Raw genomic sequence first — 19,690 nt, forward strand, 5'->3', positions numbered from 1 at the left:
AACTCATGAAAAATGACACATCTGATCAAGTGATCGATTCTAAAGAATTGTTATTTGCCTTTCAACAAGGAGCTATCCAGCTGATCAATCAAAAGCAAGAATTAAATAAAATCAATGTGTTCCCTGTTTCCGATGGAGATACTGGAAGTAATTTAGCGTCCTTGATGCAATCAATATTAGAAGCCACCGCTGGAGAAGCAGATTCGGTTGTCGATGTGTTTGAACGAATTGCTGATGCTTCACTGATTGGTGCGAGAGGAAACTCAGGTATTATTTTTGCTCAATATTTTAATGGTATTTATAATAACCTGTTGCATTTAGACGAAAAAAATTCTGTCAGAAGCTTCGTGCAAAGTGTTAAATTAGCCATTGTTGAAGCATATCAAGCGATCGAAAATCCCGTAGAAGGAACGATCATTACTGTGATACGCTCTTGGGCAGAAGCCTTGAGTGAAGGAGAACAACGCTCACCACTGGAAAAGAAATTATCTAGTGCCTTGTTAGCGGCAAAAAGTGCTTTAGATAATACCACAGAGCAGTTAAAAATCTTGAAAAAAAATCAAGTGGTGGATGCAGGTGCTAAAGGATTTTATCTATTTATTGAAGGGTTTACGCAAGGATTTATAACAAAAACGGGTTCTGTTCAAAACTTTTTACATGACAATGAAATTTTACCGTCGACGTATTCTCACGATGCACACCCGGATACGTCAGAGCCAACCTATCGTTACTGTACGGAAATTTTATTGGATAACGTAGCATTGTCCAAACAAGAGATCCAGGAGAAAATTAAACCACTTGGTGATTCATTGATCGTTGCTGTCAATCGTGGTAAAGCAAGAATCCATATTCATTCGAATCATCCGGATAAAGTTTTAGAATGCTTAAGTGAACTGGGCACAGTCCTTCAGCAAAAGGCAGACGATATGTTGTTGCAGTATCGGGTCAATCAAAATAAAAGCCAATCTATTGCACTTGTAACAGATTCGATTGCTGATTTACCAGCAGACTATATACTGAATGAGCAAATTCACGTATTGCCGATGAATATTTTGATTGGGGATGCTAGTTATATCGATAAGGTGACGATCCAAAACAATCGTTTGTTTACACTTGTGGAAAACAAGCAACAGCGGGCAACGAGTGCACAGCCAAATATAAAAACGGTAGAAAATCTTTTTTCATTTTTGGAAAATAAATATGATTCGATTATCGTTATTACCGTAGCAGATAAATTAAGTGGTACCTACCAAGCGGTCAGACAAGTCGTGAAAAAGAAAGAAACAAAAATGCGAATTGAAGTAATTGATTCAAAACTTAATTCTGCAGCTGAAGGATTGTTGGTCATGAAGGCGAATGAATGGATCAAAAAAGGTTTTTCCTTTGAAGAAGTTGTGGAACGAATCAAGAATAAAAGGGGAAAAATAAAAATTCTCGTAAGTGTAGATGATCTAGATCCAATGATCGATTCAGGAAGAATTCCGCAAATAGCAGGTCGATTTGTAAAGAAAATCAACTTAAAACCAATTGTCAGTTTAAATGAGGTAGGCGAAGGGAAATTAAGTGATTTTGCGTTTAGCCTAAATGGAAATGAGAAAAAAATTATACGTTTATTGAAAAAATTAAATAAAGAACATACGATCAAACGATATGCTGTAATCCATGCTGATGCAGAAAAACGTGCGCAGTCTTGGAGCCGTAAATTAGAGGAGCAGCTAGGAATAGCTTCCAGCTACCTAATGGATATATCCACTGTAGTTGCCTTAAGTGCTGGACAAGGAAGTGTCGCAGTAGCGGTTGAGTTAGAGAATGAAGGAGGAGATGAAGCATGACGATTGGAATTATTTGTAGTGTAGTATTTGTGTATTTCACGTTATTGTTTTTCTGGGCACAATATTTGAAAAATAATTCTATTGTGGATTTAGCATGGGGAATTGGATTTGTGATTGTCGGATGGACTGGCTATCTAATCATGCCTGCTAAAACTAGAGTAAGTACGATAATCGTTCTCTTAGTTACGATCTGGGGTGTTCGGCTGTTTATCCATCTTGCTAAAAGAAATATCGGCAAGCCGGAAGATTATCGCTATGTGAATATGAGAAAACGCTGGGGAACTCATTTTGCGAAATTGAAGGCGTATTTGAATGTATTTGTTTTGCAAGGTGTCTTATTGCTCGTGGTATCTTTACCGATTCTTTTAGTTGTTACAGGTTCTTCTGATAAATTCAATTGGTGGAATGGTCTCGGGATCGTGGTTTGGCTGATTGGGTTTGGATTTGAAGTGGTAGGCGATTATGAGCTAACGAAATTCAAACGAAACAAAAACAACAAAGGCAAACTTTTGACAACAGGTGTCTGGTCATTAACGAGACATCCAAATTATTTTGGTGAAGCACTTAGCTGGTGGGGAATTTTCCTGATTAGTTTGAATCAAACTCGAAATATTTGGGGATTCATTGGTCCTTTAACGATTACCTTGCTGTTACTTTTCGTTTCTGGTGTTCCATTATTGGAAAAAAAATATAAAGACCGTCCAGACTTTTTAGCTTATGCTGCAAAAACACCAAAGTTTGTTCCGTTTATCGGGAAAAAAGGATTATAAAGAGGAAGGAAGATGAATGAGATGAAAACGAACATGAGCAAATGGTTGATTCCGATTATTTATGTCATTATGATCGCAGTTAACGCCGCAGCTGTTTTGTTGCCGCTAAATGGAATGACAACGCAAGAAGTTTCAGATAGCTATCCGAATTTATTTGCTCCAGCAGGCTTAACTTTTTCTATATGGTCAGTCATTTATTTGTTATTAGCAGGATTTGTTATTTATCAATGGAGACAACCAAAAAGTACATCAATTTTAGCTGACAAAACGAGTGCACAAAAGATCCGTTGGGTATTTTTGATTTCATCTATTTTAAATAGTGTGTGGCTCGTGGCTTGGCAATATTTATATATCAACACATCAGTTGTTATTATGCTTGGGCTATTGGCGACATTGATCTATTGTAATCGATTGTTAGCTAAAGCGAACTTGAATACAATGGATTATTTCTTGGTTCGCTTACCGTTTAGTGTGTATTTTGGCTGGATCACGATTGCTACGATTGCGAACATTACTGCATTTTTAGTTGATAAGAAGATTGATTTTCTTCAGGATAATCAGCCTATATGGACTGTCATTATTTTAATCGTAGGGGTTTTAATAATAAGTGCGACAATTATTAGAAATAGAGACTTCGCCTATGGTCTGGCAACGATTTGGGCCTATTATGGTATATTGAATAAGCATCAAGCACAAGATGGCTGGAATGACGCTTATCCAATGATCATCACAACGGTTATGATTTGTTTAGCTGTTATTGCATTGGTTTGTTTGTATGATCTATTTCTTCGTTTCAAAAAGAAATCAAGCTGATATGTCTTTCTATAAGTATTTCTGTTAAAATAGAAAGCAAATCAATTATAGGTGGCAATGTAAATGGAGAAAAAGATAGGGAATACAAGAGAGAAAATCATTCAAGTAGCAACTCGATTATTTATGGATAATGGTTACTTGGATACTTCCACAAGACAGATCGCACAGCTGGCAGAAGTCACGCAGCCTAACTTGTATCATCATTTTAAAAATAAGGAAGAAGTATATATCGGTGTCATTGAGACTTTACTGAATGATGTGAATGAAGAATTACTCATCATTGTTGAGGACCAAAGGTTGGATACCGTGAGTAAACTGCAAAAATTTGCGGAATGCTTGAAAGTGAAACATCCATTTGACTTTGATTTGATGATGCATGACTTTACAACGAAATTGACAGAAGAGACGCAGCGTCAATTGTTTGCATTATGGAATCAGTCTTACAAGGCACCTTTATTACGCATTTTTAAAACAAGTGATTTTCCGATTCGTTCTGGTATCACTCCTGAAATAGCAACTACTCACTTTTTAAATACCTTATCTCCGTATATCAAGGTAGAACAGCGAACCTCTACATTATCGATTCCGCAAGTTGTGGATTTGTTTTTAAATGGGGTTTCAGTAAAGAGTAAAAGAAAAGAATCAACACGTTGACTGTGTCGATTCTTTTCTTTTAGTTTCTGTTTTGTTTTCCAGCATTTCTACCTTGACCGGACGCATTTTTTTTCGTAGGTGCTTTTTGAGAAGGTTTCAAATCAGCTGGCGTGACATCTTTTATTGGTGTCACGACTTGTTTAGGCGGATTTTTTTTCAACTCTTCAGCTACTTGTGCTTTGATTCTTGGTTTTAATAATATGTTTGTAATAAAAGTTTGGATACAAGTGAAAATACCACCGACTACCCAGTAAAGTGTAACACCGGCCGGCGAGCTGATCGACATGAAGACGATCATTAAAGGAGAAACGATCAACATAGATTTCATCGTTTTCTTTTGCTCCTCGGGAATACCGATTGTTGAAAGGTAGCCTTGCAGCAAGTAAGCAACACCTGCTAAGACGACGAAGATCATGCTAGGCTGTCCTAGATTAACGCCGAAGAAGCTAGCTTCGTTGATACCTTTAGTGTATCTTGCAGCAAAGAATAAGGCTGAGAAAATCGGCATTTGGATCAATAACGGTAGACATCCGATGCCGCCCATCATACTCATATTGTTTTCTTTGTAGACTTGTTGTAATTCAGCTTGTGCCTGCATTTGTTCTTCACGAGTGGTTGCTGCCTTTAATTTTGCTTGTGCAACATCGACTTGAGGTTTGATTGCCTGCATTTTTTCAGTTTGGATCATACTTTTTTTCGATTGATTCAATCCTAATGGCATAATGACCAATCGTACAATGATCGTGATGAAGATGATGGCCCAGCCATAATTCCAATTGAAATTATCAACAAGATATGTAATGGCGCTGCTCATTGGTTTCACTAACAGGTTGTAGACGATGCCTTCACCTGTTGGTTGATGATCAGGACCTGTTTTAACACAACCTGACAATATTAATACCAGGGTGAAAAGCCCGGAACTTAGAAGCCACTTATTTAATTTTCGCATGTCACTCTATCCTTTTCTAGAAATTTGCACATGTTTAACTATACTTGAAAAAGCGTTTTTTTTCAATAAAAAAAAGAAGAATACATCTCAAGTCTGAGGGGAATTCTTCTTTTATGGACTCAATTTGTGACTCTAAAAGTTGTATACTCTTCAAGTAGAGGATCATCCTGGATATCAACATAGGTTACACGTCCGGCAGGGCTTGGAGAATCTTTGACTTTTTGAATGAACTGATCGATGTTTTCTTCTGTGCCGAAAGCTTCTATAGAAACAGAGCCGTCATCTTCATTACGAACAGTACCAGTCACCTCTAAATCATCTGCAGCCATCTTTGTCATATATCGAAAGCCCACACCTTGAACTCTCCCTTGAACATTCATGCGTACTTTTCTCATCATTCGTACACCTCACTTTTAAATTAAATCAATGATAGCGTTTTTTTTGGTTTCTGGCAAGTGAAAGTAGCAATTGTTTGATGATAAAAAGTCATGGTATAATACTTGAGTGAGGTGTAAAAATGAAAGAAATTATATCTATGAAAAATACAATGGTTAAAGAAATTAAAAAGTTAAGAATAAAAAAACATCGGGAAGCACAAGAACGATATTTGATAGAGGGCTTTCATCTAATTGAAGAAGCTATTCAGGCAAATGCTGAGGTCGAATGGGTGCTGCTTAGCCAGCGCGGGTTGGAAGAATGGTCTGAATGGATCTCAGAACAGGAAGATGACCGATTTATCTTTGTCACTGAAGAAATTTTAACATCACTTTCTGATCTACCCACGCCTCAAGGGATGTTGGCAGTCGTCAAAATGCCTAAGACGGAAGAAACATTGTCTTATTCAGGTCGCTGGTTATTATTAGACAACGTTCAAGATCCTGGCAATGTCGGGACAATGATTCGGACGGCTGATGCTGTTGGAATGACTGGGGTTATTTTAGGAGAAGGCTGTTCTGATATTTATAGTACAAAAGTTTTACGTGCAATGCAGGGGAGTAATTATCATTTGCCGATTGTTCGACATCCATTAGCAGAAGCAGTGGAGCAGTTTAAGCAGAACAATGTTCCTGTTTACGGAACTGAATTGAATAAAGCAGCCGTTTCATATCAAGAATTGCCTAAAAAAGAAGCTTATGCGTTGATTATGGGCAATGAGGGACAGGGTGTGTCAGCGGAATTATTGAGTTTGGTCGATCACTCTGTGTATATTCCGATTATTGGAGAGGCAGAATCACTCAATGTAGCGATTGCTGCAGGGGTTTTAATGTATCACTTATTGCCTTTTTAATTTAATAAAAAAGATAAAATAACAGGAAGAAATTCTTGTTATTTTTGTTTGAAAAACGGGTTACAAAGCAGTATAATACTATAGCCGGCAAAGAATAAACAATGCATAGCTATGTTTTTTTATTAGTGAAATAAAATAGAATAAATGATGTCTGATAAGAGTGAAAGAAGGAAACAATATGAAAAAGATGCTACTTACGTCAATGGTGCTTTCATCATTGCTAGTAGTAACAGCTTGCAATCAGCAAGCCGAAACTAAGACAAGTGAAAGTTCTTCACACACACAAGAAAGCTCAACAAAAAAAGAAGCTGGACATTTCGATTATGACGCACAAGAAGAGTGGGAGCAAGTCGCTGGTACGATGCAATCGCCAATCGATATTCCCTCATCTGCTGCAACTGAGATGACAGATAAAGGCGACATTACTATAGACTATAGTTCAAAAATTACGAAAGCTGAAAACAATGGTCACAGTATCCAATTGACGGATTCCGGTACTGCTGTTATCAATCAGCGGAACTTTGAATTAACTCAATTCCATTTTCATGCTGAAAGTGAACATACAATTGATGGAAAACATTATCCAATGGAAGCCCATTTTGTTAATCAAGCACAAGATGGACGAATTGCCGTAATTGGCGTTTTCTTTGAGATAGGTCAGGAAAATAAAGGATTTCAAGAAGTATTGGATGATGTGAAAAAACAAGCGGATGACGAAATCACAGATATTCAAACAATGTTTCCAGAAAATAAAAGCTACTATCATTATTTAGGTTCTTTAACTACACCACCGCTTTCTGAAAATGTTGAATGGTATGTAATGAAAAATCCTGTTGAAGTCTCTGCAGAACAAATCAAAGAATTCCAAGAATTCTATGATCATAACAATCGTGAAATTCAACCATTGAATGATCGTGCGGTACTTGAGCATGACGAATAAAGGATAGAACAATAGTAGGATTAGAATATAATAAGAGGGCTTTAGAACAGTATACGATTGTTCTAAAGCCCTTTTCATTTTTTGACTAATGAGTTTCGCTAGAAAAGGTCGGTATTAAATTTAGAAAAAATGATTTTAATTGTTGAAATATCTGGAAGACTAAGTTATACTAATTAACGGTGTGAAAACACTAAATCCACATCCTTGTTTGATTTGTAAAGCGGTGCTGCTTTTATTAGTAGTTCTTTACAAAGTTGAGAATAGGAGAGGGAACAAATAAAAACCAATTGGAGGAAACAAAAAATGGCAGTAATTTCTATGAAACAATTACTAGAAGCCGGCGTACATTTTGGTCACCAAACTCGTCGCTGGAACCCAAAAATGAAGAAATATATCTTCACAGAAAGAAACGGAATCTACATCATTGACTTACAAAAAACAGTTAAATTAGTAGATGCTGCTTACGATTACATGAAAAACGTTGCTGAAGACGGCGGTGTTGCATTATTCGTAGGAACTAAAAAACAAGCACAAGAAGCGATCAAAGACGAAGCTATTCGTTCAGGTCAATTCTACGTTAATCACCGTTGGTTGGGTGGAACTCTAACTAACTGGGATACAATCCAAAAACGTATCAAACGTTTGAAAGACATCAACAAAATGGAAGAAGACGGAACATTCGATGTACTTCCTAAAAAAGAAGTTGTTGGCTTAAACAAACAACGTGAACGTTTAGAAAAATTCTTGGGCGGTATCGCTGATATGCCTAGAATTCCAGATGTAATGTACATTGTTGATCCTCGTAAAGAACGTATTGCTGTTCAAGAAGCACAAAAATTGAACATCCCAATCGTAGCGATGGTTGATACAAACTGTGATCCAGATGAAATCGATGTAGTAATCCCATCAAATGATGATGCGATTCGTGCGGTTAAATTGATCACTGCGAAAATGGCTGATGCGTTCATCGAAGGAAACCAAGGTGAAGATCAAGTCGTTGAAGAAACATTCACTGAAGAAGCACCAGAAGCTGCGACTTCTATCGAAGAAATCGTTGATGTTGTTGAAGGCAGCAACGAATCAGCAGAATAATATAGAATAATGGAGCTGTCTCGAAGGCTAGGCGAAAAAGCCTGTTACCTCCTTTGAGATAGCTTTTTTTAAACAAATTCCAGCAAGCATGTACTTGGCTTTGTAGGCTAAGCTTTAAAAAAAGACGAAAACTGTTTGTGATGAAAAACGTCACATTCATATTTTCCTATTTTTCAGTCGAGTCAAAATGAGCTCATTTAGCTTTTAAAACTATCTAGCTTCGTGGGCTAGCTTCTCGGAAAAAAGATAAAATATACCTGTGACAAAAAGCGTCACAAATATATTTTCCTATTTTTCAGTCGAAGCAGGACGAGCCCACTACGCATTTAAAATTATCTAGCTACGCAGGCTAGCTCTTCGGAAAAAAGACAAAATATAAATGAGGCAAAAAGCACCTCAGTTATATTTTCCTATTTTTCATTCAGAGCTGAATGAGCCTGCTACGCTTTTAAAACTATCTAGCTTCATGAGCTAGACTCTCGGAAAAAAGATAAAATATTCTTGTGACCAAAAGCATCACATTCATATTTTCCTATTTTTCAGTCGAGTCAAAATGAGCTCATTTAGCTTTTAAAACTTAGGAGGAACAAAAAATGGCAGATATTTCAGCAAAATTAGTTAAAGAACTACGCGACATGACAGGTGTCGGTATGATGGATGCAAAAAGAGCTTTAGTTGAGGTAGAAGGTAACATGGACGCAGCTGTTGATTACCTACGTGAAAAAGGTATGGCAAAAGCAGCTAAGAAAAACGACCGTGTAGCAGCTGAAGGTTTAGCAAATGTTGCTTCAAATGGAAACTTTGCGGCAATCGTTGAAGTGAACTCTGAAACTGACTTCGTTTCTAAAAACGAAATGTTCCAAGATTTAGTTAAAAAAATTGCGACAGAAATCGCAACACACAAACCAGCAAACATGGAAGAAGCATTAGCACTTAAAACAGATAAAGGAACACTAGAATCTGAATTGATCGAAGCAACAACAGTTATTGGTGAAAAAATCAGCTTCCGTCGTTTTGAATTAGTTGAAAAAGATGACAACGCAGCATTTGGTGCTTATTTACACATGGGCGGACGTATTGCTGTATTGACTGTATTAGATGGAACAACTGATGAAGAAGTTGCAAAAGATGTTGCAATGCACGTTGCTGCAATCAACCCTCGTTATGTAAACGAAACTCAAATTCCTCAAGAAGAATTAGATCACGAAAAAGCGATTCTTTCTGAGCAAGCATTAAACGAAGGCAAACCAGCGAATATCGTTGAAAAAATGGTTATCGGTCGCTTAAACAAATTTAAAGCTGAAATTTCATTAGTGGATCAACCATTCGTTAAAGATCCTGATATGACAGTTGAAAAATATGTAGCTTCTAAAGGTGCTACTGTTAAATCATTCACTCGTTTCGAAGTAGGCGAAGGAATTGAAAAACGTGAAGATAACTTTGCAGACGAAGTAATGAGCCAAATTAAAAAATAATTCTGTTTCATTTTGGGGCAGTTGGGAACGCATGAAAATGCGCTCCCTTTTTTTAGGAATTAAAAGAAATAATAAGTGAAATGTGGTAAACTATTCATAGACAAACGGTGGAGGGAAATCAAAATGGTAAAACCTAAGTATCAACGAGTTGTATTAAAGTTAAGCGGCGAAGCTTTAGCCGGAGAAGATGGGTTTGGAATTAAGCCTCCTGTAATCAAAGAAATTGTTGAAGAAATTAAAGAAGTTCATGAATTAGGGATCGAGATGGCTATCGTTGTAGGCGGTGGAAACATTTGGCGTGGTCAAATCGGTGCTCAAATGGGTATGGAACGTGCGCAGGCAGATTACATGGGCATGTTAGCAACAGTGATGAATGCTTTAGCATTACAAGACACTTTAGAAAACTTAGGTGTTCCCACACGTGTGCAAACATCAATTGAAATGCGTCAAATTGCAGAACCGTATATCCGCCGTCGTGCAGAACGTCATTTAGAAAAAGGCCGGATCGTTATTTTTGCCGGTGGAACAGGAAATCCATATTTTTCAACAGATACAACAGCAGCTTTACGTGCAGCTGAAGTTGATGCTGATGTCATCTTAATGGCTAAAAACAATGTCGATGGTGTTTATTCTGCAGATCCAAAAGTAGATGCAAATGCAGTTAAATTTGAAGAATTGACTCATTTGGATGTCATCTCAAAAGGATTACAAGTAATGGATTCAACAGCTAGCTCTTTGAGTATGGATAATGATATTCCATTAGTTGTGTTCAACTTAAATGAAACTGGTAATATCCGCCGTGCATGCTTAGGCGAAAACATTGGAACAACCGTAAGGGGGAAATAAAAAATGAGTGGAACAATTTTAACGACAGCAAAAGAAAAAATGGGCAAGGCAGAGCAAAGTTTACAACGTGAGCTTGGTCAAATTCGTGCCGGTCGTGCGAATGCAAGCCTATTAGACCGTATTCAAGTTGATTATTACGGAGCACTAACACCAGTAAATCAACTTGCAGGAATCAATATTCCAGAAGCGCGTGTTTTAATGATCACACCATTTGATAAAAACTCGCTAGAAGATATTGAAAAAGCAATTCAAGCAAGTGACATCGGGATCAGCCCAACGAATGATGGAACGGTCATTCGTCTAGTTATTCCACAATTAACAGAGGAAAGACGGAAAGAATTAGCAAAAGACGTAAAAAAAGCTGCAGAAAACGCAAAAATCGCTGTTCGTAATATTCGTCGTGATGCAATTGATGATTTGAAAAAACAACAAAAAAACAATGAAATCACTGAAGATGAATTACGTAATCTAGAAAAAGAAGCACAAAAACTTACAGATGACAGTGTAAAAAACATTGACACTATTACAGCTGATAAAGAAAAAGAACTACTAGAAGTTTAATTTTTAACAGGTGAAAACGTATGAGGGCTAATGAATGTACCTTAGCCCCTTGTTTGAGAAAAGTGACCATCACTCTAAGAGTGATGGTTTTTTTGATTTTTAATAAAATTAGTTATTTAATTAAATAATTTTCAAAAATATAACTTTATAATTTGTTAAAAAACAAAGTTTGAATGCCTAAAGTCAAAATTTGCTTGTGAAACATCTAGTGTTATGAAATAATGTCTATAGTTATACTTTTTTTGGGGGAGATGAAAAGATGAATTTTATTAAGCGTGCATTATGCAGTGTGACAAGAAAAAAAGGAAAATCACTTATTTTATTCGCTGTTATTTTTGTTTTAGGAAATGTCATTGCTGGAGCAATTGCTATTCAGCAGTCTACACAAAATGTTGAAAAAAGTGTTAAAAAGGAATTAGGTGGTATGGCAACGATTCAACTTGATTATGAAAATAACCAAGAAGAGTTTATGAAAGAAGATCTGGAGATCGAACCTTTAAAAGTAGAGTTGATAAAAAAAGTTGGCGATTCTCCATATGTAAAATACTACGATTATAATTCTATGTCTATGGTTCAAACAAAAGATTTAAAAAGTGTTTCATCAGAATCCGAAGAACTTGGTATGATGGAAGGTCTAACTTTAAAAGGTGTGAACTATAATAAAGTTGTAGATATAGAAGAAAATAAAGTTAAGCTTGTTGAAGGAAAAGTGTTTACACAAGAAGATATTGATAATGGAAAAAATGTCGGATTGATTTCTTCAAAAGTAGCAGAAGAAAATGGTTTATCTGTTGGTGACCAAATGGTAATGGATTCGAGAGGCTATGATTATACAGAGGACGGCGCTGAAAAAGAGTTATTCAAGCTAGACGTTCCTATCCAGATCATTGGTATTTTTGAACCAACAACCATTGAGATGAAAGAAAAAGATAAGAGTAAGAATGCAGAGCAAGACATGAATCAGCAATATATGTCATTGCAGCAAATCAATACAGTGTATTTACCCAATAAAGCAGTTTTAGAAATCAACAAAAATTATATAGATAAGCTTAAAGAAGTAGCGCCTGACAGTCCCTATTTAGGTGATGACAGTGAAGAAACAGAAGAGTTCTACACACCTATATATGTGTTGAAAAGCTCAGACGATGTTGAAGCATTCAAAGAAGAAACACAGCCTTTATTGCCTAAACTTTATGCGGTATCAGCTTCAACTGATCAATATGAACAAATTGGCGGAAGCATGAAAAAAATGTCTCAAATCTCTGGCTATGTAGTTTGGATTGCTGTGATTGCTACATTATTGATCATTTCTCTTGTTGTTTTACTATTTATGCGAGATCGTAAGCATGAATTAGGAATTTACTTGTCTTTAGGAGATAAGCGCGGTCATGTTATGGGACAAATTATTATTGAGATGTTGCTGATTAGCGGTGTCGCATTGATTTTGTCATTGATCACAGGTAATTTCTTAGGAAAAATGGTTTCTGATTCTTTATTAAATAGTGATATCTTGAATAGTGCGACTAATCAAATGGATTCTTTCGTTATGATGAATGATTTAGGAACGACTGACTTGACTGCAGACGATATTATGAATGCATATGAAGTGAAGTTTTCTCTTGGTTATATCATCACATATCTTGTTGTTGGGTTAGGTACAGTTTTATTATCAGCGATTTTACCATTGCTATATATCGTACGTTTAAATCCAAAGAAAATCATGATGTAGGAGGTCAGGATAATGGCGATTTTAGAAACGAAAAAGCTTAGTTATTTTTATCAAGATGGCGATCAACGCCGATTTATTTTAAAAGACACCAGTGTCTCCTTTGAACAAGGCAAATTCTATACGATTTTAGGTCAGTCAGGTTCTGGAAAAACGACCTTCCTTTCTTTGATCAGTGCATTAGATACGCCCAAAGAAGGTCAAGTATTGCTGAATGGAAAAGACATCAAAACGATCGGCTATGAAAAATATAGACGAGACGATATTAGTATTATTTTTCAAAGTTACAATTTAGTTCCTTATTTGACGGCTGTAGAAAATGTTTTAGTGGCGATGTCGATTACAGACAACGAATTGCCGCCTAATCAAAAAGAAGTGGCGTATAATCTGCTTGATTATATTGGGATCACAAGTGAAAAAGCTGACCGTCTTGTAAATCAGTTATCTGGTGGGGAGCAGCAGCGAGTAGCGATTGCGAGAGCTTTGTCAACGAATGTAGATGTGATCTTAGCAGATGAGCCGACAGGAAACTTGGATGAAGGAATGGAACAAGAAATTGTTGAAATCTTTAAAAATCTAGCTAAAGTTCACAATAAATGTGTGATTGTAGTAACTCATTCCAATGATATAGCAGCACAATCGGATGAGACTTATTACCTAAAAAAAGGTGTGTTAAAAAAATATGAGTGATTTTTTATCAAATTTTAGCGGGGAAAACTATGAAAAAACCCGAGAGAATAAGCATAAACAAAAAGAACAGAAAAAAGTAAGTCCGGCAGAAATGGATGAAGAAAAGGCTCCAACCGATAAGAAAATGAGTCCTGCAGTTCCATTTGGTCCTAAAAACAAGCAAGAAGCTCCGCAAGAAACCGCTCAACAAGTGAGACCTGTGAAGGAGACACAAAAGCAGAAGCGAGAGCCAGAAGAGTTGGATGGACTGATCTATACGAAAAAGCGTACAAAAAAGAAAAAATTTGACTCGAAAAAAGAGACCACTCCTAAGCAGACTGCTCCTGAACCTGCTTCAGTGAATGTATCAAAGAATCCAGATGAATTTGTCGAAACGGATCCGACATATAAAAACAAACGTAGAAGAAAATTTATTTTTATTGGACTGGGTAGCGCAGCTGCCGCCGCGTTATTGTTTTTTGGCTATTATCAACTGACGCATGTCAAAGTCCCTGATTTTGAAGGCAAAGAGCTTTCAGAGGTTCGGGAATGGACAGCTGAAAACGGAGTGAAACTACAGGTTGAACAAAAGTATGATTTTGATAAAGAAGCCAATCTGGTTATTCATCAAACGGTAAAAAATAAAAAAATTAAAAAAGGCAAAGAGCTAGTTGTCGATGCTAGTTTAGGTGCCGATCCGGAAGAACAAATTACCTTGCCTGAATTTAAAGAGATGAAAATCAACGATGCAAAAAAATGGATCACTGAAAAAAAGGCTGACAACCTAGCGATTATTGAAGAGTACAGTGATAAGGTCGCCGCAGGTGATTTCGTCAAATTTGAAATCACTAACAAAGATGTGAAAGCTGAGGAGTATAAACGTAAAGATAAAGCAAAACTTTATTTCTCGAAAGGCAAAGAAGTGTTTGAAAAGAATATTTCAATGCCGGATTTTGCCGGAAAAACCAAAGAAGAAGCGACCGAGTGGGCTAAGAAAAATGAGATTACCTTAAAAACTGAAGAAGCAGATTCGGATAAAATCGAAGCAGGAAAAGTGATTTCTCAAAGTGTTAGCAAAGATCCGAAAGTTGCGAAAAGAGATTCAATGACAATCACTGTTTCAACTGGAAAAGCAATGATCGTTCCAGACTTTTCACAATTTACTGCAGAAGAAGCTGAAGGCAAAGCCGAGGGATTACAAGTCCAAGTAAAACAACTCTACAATAATACTGTACCTTACGGACGTTTCATCAGCCAATCAGTTGAAAGTGGTCGTAAATTTACTGAAAAAGACGATAAGCCAGTTATTCAAGTGGTCTATTCAAGTGGTAAACCATATATTAAGGACTTACGTGACAGCACATTAGAAGGCGATCTTCAAAAGATTTTTTATGATGAATACCAATCCAAAGGTGCAAATATCTCATACCAAGTGTATTATGTGGATTCAACTGTGACGAAGGGAACAGTCGTTAAGATGAGTAACTATAATGAATTTGTACCGATCGATTCTGTTATTCAAATTGGTATCAGTAAAGGAAATCTCAAACCAGAAGCAAACAAAGACACAGAATCATCTGACTAAAACGAAAAAAGATGAATGAGCAGCGTCAAATGCCTTTCGTTCTGTTTTACAGCAATAAAAAAGGATTCACGAAAAGTGTAAGAAACATAATAGTATTGCAAATTGTTGTACTCAAAATGGAGTTAGCTTCACTTATTCGAATTTTAGAGATTGGGTTATAGCTCGAAGAGTTATAGTCCAATCCTTGTTTTTTTTAGGAAAAGCCTTGAATTTCAGCGATTTTATTGAGAAATCGCTGAAATTTGTTAAATAATATCGAAAAATTTTTCATTTGCATAGGTTTTTCTGAAAGATATTGCTATAATAGTCTAGACAGATTTTGGAATGGAGGGAAAAATATGTTACGTTTTTTTCCGCAAAAGAATAAATACATACAACAGGAGAGCGATTTCGTTTTTGACAATGAAGGTGTGATTCCCAAACATGTGGCTATTATTATGGATGGGAATGGACGCTGGGCGCAAAATCGTCGATTGCCAAGAATTGCTGGTCACAAAGAAGGAATGAATACCGTAAAAAAAATCACTAAACATGCGAGTAAATTAGGTGTGAAGGTGCTGACGTTGTACGCTTTTTCTACGGAGAACTGGAAACGGCCAATAGATGAAGTGAGTTTCCTTATGCAGTTGCCAGTTGATTTCTTTGATACGTTTGTTCCAGAGCTAATTAAGGAGAACGTAAAAGTTCACGTGATGGGCTACAAGGAATTTTTACCTGAACATACTCAAGACGCTGTTGAAAGAGCTATTGAGCAAACCAAAGAAAATACAGGTATGGTGTTAAACTTTGCTCTGAACTATGGTTCCAGAGCGGAAATTGTAACAGCAGTCAAAGAAATTGCTGAACAAGCCGCTAAGAAAGAGATCAACGCAGAATCTATTACAGAGGAAACGATTGCACAACATTTGATGACAGGATTTTTGACGGAAGACTTAAGAGATCCAGAGTTGTTGATCCGAACAAGTGGAGAAGAGCGCATCAGTAACTTTTTATTGTGGCAAATCGCATACAGCGAATTGTTTTTTACAGATGCATTATGGCCAGATTTTAACGAAGAGTTATTAGAAACATCACTGGCATCATTCCAGAATAGAAATCGCCGTTTTGGCGGTCTGAAAGAAACAGAGGAGGAAAAGAAATGAGACAGCGCGTTATTACGGCTGCCGTAGCATTAATGGTATTTATTCCAATTATTTGGTACGGAGGTTTTGTGATCGAATTGGCTGCAGCAGTGCTTGCGGTTGTCGGTGTTTATGAGTTGTTTAGAATGAAGGGATTGGAGATCGCTAGTTTTGAAGGCGTTCTTTCAGCCTTAGGTGCAGTCCTTTTAGTTTTACCGAAAGATCGTTGGTTTTTCTTTTTGCCGGAAAAAGCAGATAATTTCATTTTATTTTACCTAACCGTTATGATTTTGCTGGGAGGTCTGGTTGCCTCTAAAAATATGTATACGATCTCTCAAGCGGGCTTTCCTGTAATTACCAGCCTATATGTTGGAGTTGGATTTCAAAATTTTGTTAGTGCTAGAGACACTGGCTTTGTCGTATTGCTCTACGCATTATTTGTTGTTTGGGCGACAGATATTGGTGCCTATTTTATTGGAAAACGATTTGGAAAAAGAAAACTATGGCCAGAAGTTTCACCTAATAAGACAATAGAAGGTTCATTAGGCGGAATTCTTAGTGCAGTAGTTGTTGCTCTATTATTCCTAACGTTAACACCAAATAAAGAACTGTTTGTGTATCAACTGCCGACCATGTTGTTGATCACTGTTGTGTTTTCAATCGTTGGCCAATTTGGTGATCTAGTAGAGTCATCAATTAAACGCCATTATGATGTGAAAGACTCAGGAACGATTTTGCCTGGACACGGCGGAATTTTAGATCGTTTCGACAGTTTACTTTTTGTTTTTCCAATCATGCATTTATTCGGATTATTTTAATTTCTAAGCAAGAAGGGAAGGTGAAAAACTCTGATTGGTCAGGGTTTTTCTTTTTACTATGAAAAAAATAGCATTATTAGGTGCAACAGGTTCAATTGGCTCAAATACGGTAGATGTTGTGACCGCGTATCCAGAGTTATTTCAAATTATATCGTTAACATTTCATTCGAATATAGAGGAAGGCGCTGCATTGATCGAACGATTGTCTCCGCAATATGTTGGCGTCGGTTCAGAAGAAATCAGAGAAGTCCTTGCTAAGCGATTTCCTAAAGTAACGTTTGGTGTGGGAGAAACAGGTTTAGTTCAAGCTGCAACGTTAGATGCTGTAGATGTTGTTTTGACAGCCGTTACTGGAAGTGTAGGTCTGATACCAACAATGGCTGCGATAGAAGCAGGCAAAGATATTGCATTGGCAAATAAAGAGACCTTGGTTATGGCAGGAAAATGGGTCATGGCGGCAGCTGCAAAACACAAGGTTCAACTGTTGCCTGTTGACAGTGAGCATTCAGCTATTTTTCAATGTTTGGAAGGACAGCAGAAAAATAACTTAAAGGAATTGATGATTACTGCATCAGGTGGTAGCTTTAGAGAATTAACACGAGAAGACCTAAAAACAGTGACTTTGGAACAAGCACTACAACACCCAAATTGGTCGATGGGTAAAAAAATCACGATCGATTCTTCGACAATGATGAACAAAGGCTTAGAAGTTATTGAGGCACATTGGTTATTTGGTGTAGATTATGATAGAATAAAAGTTGTTTTACATAAGGAAAGTATTGTCCATTCAATGATTGTTTTAAATGATGGTGCGTATTTGGCTCAATTAGGCCCTAGCGATATGCGGGAGCCAATCCAATATGCATTAACGTATCCAGAGCGTTTGCCGATCAAAAATGAAAAAGAGTTTGATTTAACGCAGATTGGTCAGCTAAACTTTGAACCAATGGATTTCGAACGTTTTCCCATGTTAGCATTAGCCTTTACAGTTGGGAAAAAAGGTGGAGCATATCCAACTGTTTATAATGCAGCAAACGAAATCGCAGCGACAGCATTCATTGATGGAAAAATTTCATATCTGCAAATTGAACAATTCGTTCAACGTGCAGTTGAAGCATACAACGAAACGAACGAAGTCACTTTAGCAGAAGTGATCGTAATCGATAAACAAACAAGAACTGTCGTAGAAAGATGGATCGAGGAAGAAGGTTATTTATGAAAACAATCATTACATTTATAATTGTCTTTGGGATTTTAGTCCTTGTACACGAATTCGGACATTTTTTCTTCGCAAAACGCTCAGGTATTTTAGTACGTGAATTTGCGATTGGAATGGGACCAAAGATTTTTGCTCATCAAGGAAAAGACGGAACGGCCTATACGATTCGGATTTTGCCGATTGGCGGATATGTGCGCATGGCCGGCATGGGTGAAGACGAAACAGAGCTGGCCCCCGGAATGACTCTTTCTGTAGAATTAAATGAACAGGAAGAAGTCGTAAAAATCAATACAAGCAAAAAAGTTCAGCTGACAAACAGTATTCCAATGGAATTGTTGGAGGCTGATTTAGAAAAAGAATTATTCATCAAAGGCTATGTCAATGGTGATGAATCAAAAGAAATTACGTATAAAGTAAATCATGATGCAACGATCATCGAACAAGATGGAACCGAAGTGAGAATTGCTCCGATCGATGTTCAATTTCAATCAGCAAAATTATGGCAGCGGATGTTGACGAATTTTGCGGGGCCAATGAATAACTTCATTTTGGCTTTTGTATTATTTACTCTGTATGTATTTATGCAAGGCGGCGTATCGTATACAAACACAAACCTAATCGGAGGTGTCCAAGCAGATAGTCCAGCTGAAAAAGCAGAGTTAAAAGCTGATGATAAAATTCTTTCAATCAATGGCACATCCGTTTCAACTTGGGAAGACTTTACTAAGATCATTCAAGAGAATCCAGAAAAGAAATTGTCATTAAAAGTGGAATCTAATGGAAGTACAAGAGAAGTTAATGTAACACCTAAGAGTCAAACTTCTGGTGATCAAAAAATCGGTATGATCGGAATCTTGCCACCAAAGAAAACAGGCTTTACAGACAAACTGGTTGGTGGTATTCAAACAACACTTGAAAGTTCTATGCAAATATTTAAAGCACTGAAATCATTGTTCACTGGGTTTAGTTTAGATAAATTAGGCGGACCTGTAATGATGTTCCAGATGTCTTCAGAAGCGTCAAAAGCTGGGTTGAATACAGTAATTTGGCTGATGGCTATGTTATCTGTCAATTTAGGGATCATTAATCTATTACCGATACCTGCTTTAGATGGCGGTAAAATTGTACTGAATATTATTGAAGGCGTTAGAGGCAAGCCTTTGAGTCAAGAAAAAGAAGGTATACTGACATTGATTGGGTTTGGGTTCATCATGGTATTGATGGTGTTAGTAACCTGGAATGATATACAACGTTTTTTCTTTTAATTAAATAAACTGTAATTTATAGCGAATCATTTGAGGAGATTGATCGATTCGTTTAAACAAAGGAGAG

The 19,690-nt window shown here is 36.9% G+C and carries 19 protein-coding genes; 17 read left to right on the top strand and 2 right to left on the bottom strand.

Going from position 1 to position 19,690, the window contains the following annotated elements:
- Positions 1-5: 5 nt before the first annotated feature.
- The 4 genes from BCR25_RS17955 (at position 6) to BCR25_RS17970 (ending at position 4,069) form a co-directional block, all read left to right on the top strand.
- Entirely contained in the window at positions 6-1,832 is a 1,827-nt protein-coding gene (locus tag BCR25_RS17955) for a DAK2 domain-containing protein (RefSeq protein ID WP_069664992.1), read from the top strand.
- Positions 1,829-2,602, top strand: a complete 774-nt coding sequence (locus BCR25_RS17960) for a DUF1295 domain-containing protein (protein WP_069664993.1) — start codon at positions 1,829-1,831, stop codon at positions 2,600-2,602. Before BCR25_RS17955 ends, BCR25_RS17960 begins: the two co-directional genes overlap by 4 nt.
- Positions 2,603-2,614: 12 nt before the next feature.
- The gene (locus BCR25_RS17965) at positions 2,615-3,415 is read left to right on the top strand and encodes a tryptophan-rich sensory protein (RefSeq protein WP_211272523.1); all 801 of its coding nucleotides are present in this window, start codon (positions 2,615-2,617) and stop codon (positions 3,413-3,415) included.
- 63 nt (positions 3,416-3,478) lie between these two features.
- Positions 3,479-4,069 carry a TetR/AcrR family transcriptional regulator gene (locus BCR25_RS17970; protein ID WP_069664994.1) on the top strand — a complete coding sequence of 197 codons (591 nt, stop codon included), beginning with the start codon at positions 3,479-3,481 and terminating at the stop codon, positions 4,067-4,069.
- Between the two features lie 19 nt (positions 4,070-4,088).
- On the opposite strand, the gene yidC is transcribed toward BCR25_RS17970, so the two are convergent.
- Positions 4,089-5,018, bottom strand: a complete 930-nt coding sequence (gene yidC, locus BCR25_RS17975) for a membrane protein insertase YidC (RefSeq protein WP_069664995.1) — start codon at positions 5,016-5,018, stop codon at positions 4,089-4,091.
- 119 nt (positions 5,019-5,137) lie between these two features.
- A complete protein-coding gene (locus tag BCR25_RS17980) occupies positions 5,138-5,413 on the bottom strand; it encodes an acylphosphatase (protein WP_069664996.1) in 276 nt (91 codons plus the stop codon).
- A gap of 122 nt (positions 5,414-5,535) precedes the next feature.
- Between BCR25_RS17980 and BCR25_RS17985 the strand changes: the two genes are divergently transcribed.
- The 13 genes from BCR25_RS17985 to rseP all read left to right on the top strand — a co-directional run bounded on the left by BCR25_RS17985 (position 5,536) and on the right by rseP (position 19,623).
- Complete coding sequence (locus BCR25_RS17985) at positions 5,536-6,306, top strand: TrmH family RNA methyltransferase (RefSeq protein WP_069664997.1); 771 nt, start codon at positions 5,536-5,538, stop codon at positions 6,304-6,306.
- Between the two features lie 178 nt (positions 6,307-6,484).
- Positions 6,485-7,246 carry a carbonic anhydrase gene (locus tag BCR25_RS17990; RefSeq protein WP_069664998.1) on the top strand — a complete coding sequence of 254 codons (762 nt, stop codon included), beginning with the start codon at positions 6,485-6,487 and terminating at the stop codon, positions 7,244-7,246.
- A 303-nt stretch (positions 7,247-7,549) separates the two neighbouring features.
- Positions 7,550-8,338, top strand: coding sequence for a 30S ribosomal protein S2 (gene rpsB, locus BCR25_RS17995; protein ID WP_069664999.1), 789 nt, complete (start codon positions 7,550-7,552; stop codon positions 8,336-8,338).
- A 593-nt stretch (positions 8,339-8,931) separates the two neighbouring features.
- Positions 8,932-9,813 (top strand): translation elongation factor Ts, encoded by an 882-nt coding sequence (gene tsf, locus BCR25_RS18000; RefSeq protein ID WP_069665000.1) that lies wholly within the window; start codon positions 8,932-8,934, stop codon positions 9,811-9,813.
- A gap of 123 nt (positions 9,814-9,936) precedes the next feature.
- A complete protein-coding gene (gene pyrH, locus BCR25_RS18005) occupies positions 9,937-10,659 on the top strand; it encodes a UMP kinase (protein ID WP_069665001.1) in 723 nt (240 codons plus the stop codon).
- A 3-nt stretch (positions 10,660-10,662) separates the two neighbouring features.
- Positions 10,663-11,220 carry a ribosome recycling factor gene (gene frr, locus BCR25_RS18010; protein ID WP_069665002.1) on the top strand — a complete coding sequence of 186 codons (558 nt, stop codon included), beginning with the start codon at positions 10,663-10,665 and terminating at the stop codon, positions 11,218-11,220.
- Positions 11,221-11,479: 259 nt separating this feature from the next.
- The gene (locus tag BCR25_RS18015) at positions 11,480-12,949 is read left to right on the top strand and encodes an ABC transporter permease (protein WP_069665003.1); all 1,470 of its coding nucleotides are present in this window, start codon (positions 11,480-11,482) and stop codon (positions 12,947-12,949) included.
- A gap of 12 nt (positions 12,950-12,961) precedes the next feature.
- Positions 12,962-13,636: an ABC transporter ATP-binding protein gene (locus tag BCR25_RS18020; protein WP_069665004.1), complete on the top strand. Its 675-nt coding sequence runs from the start codon at positions 12,962-12,964 to the stop codon at positions 13,634-13,636.
- Positions 13,629-15,200, top strand: a complete 1,572-nt coding sequence (locus BCR25_RS18025; protein ID WP_083242750.1) for a PASTA domain-containing protein — start codon at positions 13,629-13,631, stop codon at positions 15,198-15,200. Before BCR25_RS18020 ends, BCR25_RS18025 begins: the two co-directional genes overlap by 8 nt.
- Positions 15,201-15,538: 338 nt before the next feature.
- A complete protein-coding gene (uppS, locus tag BCR25_RS18030) occupies positions 15,539-16,342 on the top strand; it encodes an undecaprenyl pyrophosphate synthase (RefSeq protein ID WP_069665005.1) in 804 nt (267 codons plus the stop codon).
- Complete coding sequence (locus tag BCR25_RS18035) at positions 16,339-17,139, top strand: phosphatidate cytidylyltransferase (RefSeq protein WP_069665006.1); 801 nt, start codon at positions 16,339-16,341, stop codon at positions 17,137-17,139. The genes uppS and BCR25_RS18035 overlap by 4 nt, the downstream gene beginning before the upstream one ends.
- 58 nt (positions 17,140-17,197) lie before the next feature.
- On the top strand, positions 17,198-18,358 hold the full coding sequence (locus tag BCR25_RS18040; protein ID WP_069665007.1) for a 1-deoxy-D-xylulose-5-phosphate reductoisomerase: 1,161 nt from the start codon (positions 17,198-17,200) through the stop codon (positions 18,356-18,358).
- Positions 18,355-19,623, top strand: coding sequence for an RIP metalloprotease RseP (rseP, locus tag BCR25_RS18045; RefSeq protein ID WP_069665008.1), 1,269 nt, complete (start codon positions 18,355-18,357; stop codon positions 19,621-19,623). Before BCR25_RS18040 ends, rseP begins: the two co-directional genes overlap by 4 nt.
- The last annotated feature ends 67 nt before the right edge of the window (positions 19,624-19,690 follow it).

The sequence above is a fragment of the Enterococcus termitis genome (assembly GCF_001730305.1).
Taxonomy (GTDB): Bacteria; Bacillota; Bacilli; order Lactobacillales; family Enterococcaceae; genus Enterococcus_L; species Enterococcus_L termitis.

Bases quoted from the DNA above. Each gene is read 5' to 3' on its own strand.
- uppS (WP_069665005.1), top strand. From the start codon at position 15,539: ATGTTACGTTTTTTTCCGCAAAAGAATAAATACATACAACAGGAGAGC.
- BCR25_RS17980 (WP_069664996.1), bottom strand. From the start codon at position 5,413: ATGAGAAAAGTACGCATGAATGTTCAAGGGAGAGTTCAAGGTGTGGGC.
- frr (WP_069665002.1), top strand. From the start codon at position 10,663: ATGAGTGGAACAATTTTAACGACAGCAAAAGAAAAAATGGGCAAGGCA.
- BCR25_RS17965 (WP_211272523.1), top strand. From the start codon at position 2,615: ATGAATGAGATGAAAACGAACATGAGCAAATGGTTGATTCCGATTATT.
- pyrH (WP_069665001.1), top strand. From the start codon at position 9,937: ATGGTAAAACCTAAGTATCAACGAGTTGTATTAAAGTTAAGCGGCGAA.
- BCR25_RS18025 (WP_083242750.1), top strand. From the start codon at position 13,629: ATGAGTGATTTTTTATCAAATTTTAGCGGGGAAAACTATGAAAAAACC.
- BCR25_RS17990 (WP_069664998.1), top strand. From the start codon at position 6,485: ATGAAAAAGATGCTACTTACGTCAATGGTGCTTTCATCATTGCTAGTA.
- BCR25_RS17960 (WP_069664993.1), top strand. From the start codon at position 1,829: ATGACGATTGGAATTATTTGTAGTGTAGTATTTGTGTATTTCACGTTA.
- tsf (WP_069665000.1), top strand. From the start codon at position 8,932: ATGGCAGATATTTCAGCAAAATTAGTTAAAGAACTACGCGACATGACA.
- BCR25_RS18035 (WP_069665006.1), top strand. From the start codon at position 16,339: ATGAGACAGCGCGTTATTACGGCTGCCGTAGCATTAATGGTATTTATT.
- yidC (WP_069664995.1), bottom strand. From the start codon at position 5,018: ATGCGAAAATTAAATAAGTGGCTTCTAAGTTCCGGGCTTTTCACCCTG.
- BCR25_RS18015 (WP_069665003.1), top strand. From the start codon at position 11,480: ATGAATTTTATTAAGCGTGCATTATGCAGTGTGACAAGAAAAAAAGGA.
- BCR25_RS17985 (WP_069664997.1), top strand. From the start codon at position 5,536: ATGAAAGAAATTATATCTATGAAAAATACAATGGTTAAAGAAATTAAA.
- BCR25_RS18040 (WP_069665007.1), top strand. From the start codon at position 17,198: ATGAAAAAAATAGCATTATTAGGTGCAACAGGTTCAATTGGCTCAAAT.
- BCR25_RS18020 (WP_069665004.1), top strand. From the start codon at position 12,962: ATGGCGATTTTAGAAACGAAAAAGCTTAGTTATTTTTATCAAGATGGC.
- BCR25_RS17955 (WP_069664992.1), top strand. From the start codon at position 6: ATGAAAAATGACACATCTGATCAAGTGATCGATTCTAAAGAATTGTTA.
- rseP (WP_069665008.1), top strand. From the start codon at position 18,355: ATGAAAACAATCATTACATTTATAATTGTCTTTGGGATTTTAGTCCTT.
- rpsB (WP_069664999.1), top strand. From the start codon at position 7,550: ATGGCAGTAATTTCTATGAAACAATTACTAGAAGCCGGCGTACATTTT.
- BCR25_RS17970 (WP_069664994.1), top strand. From the start codon at position 3,479: ATGGAGAAAAAGATAGGGAATACAAGAGAGAAAATCATTCAAGTAGCA.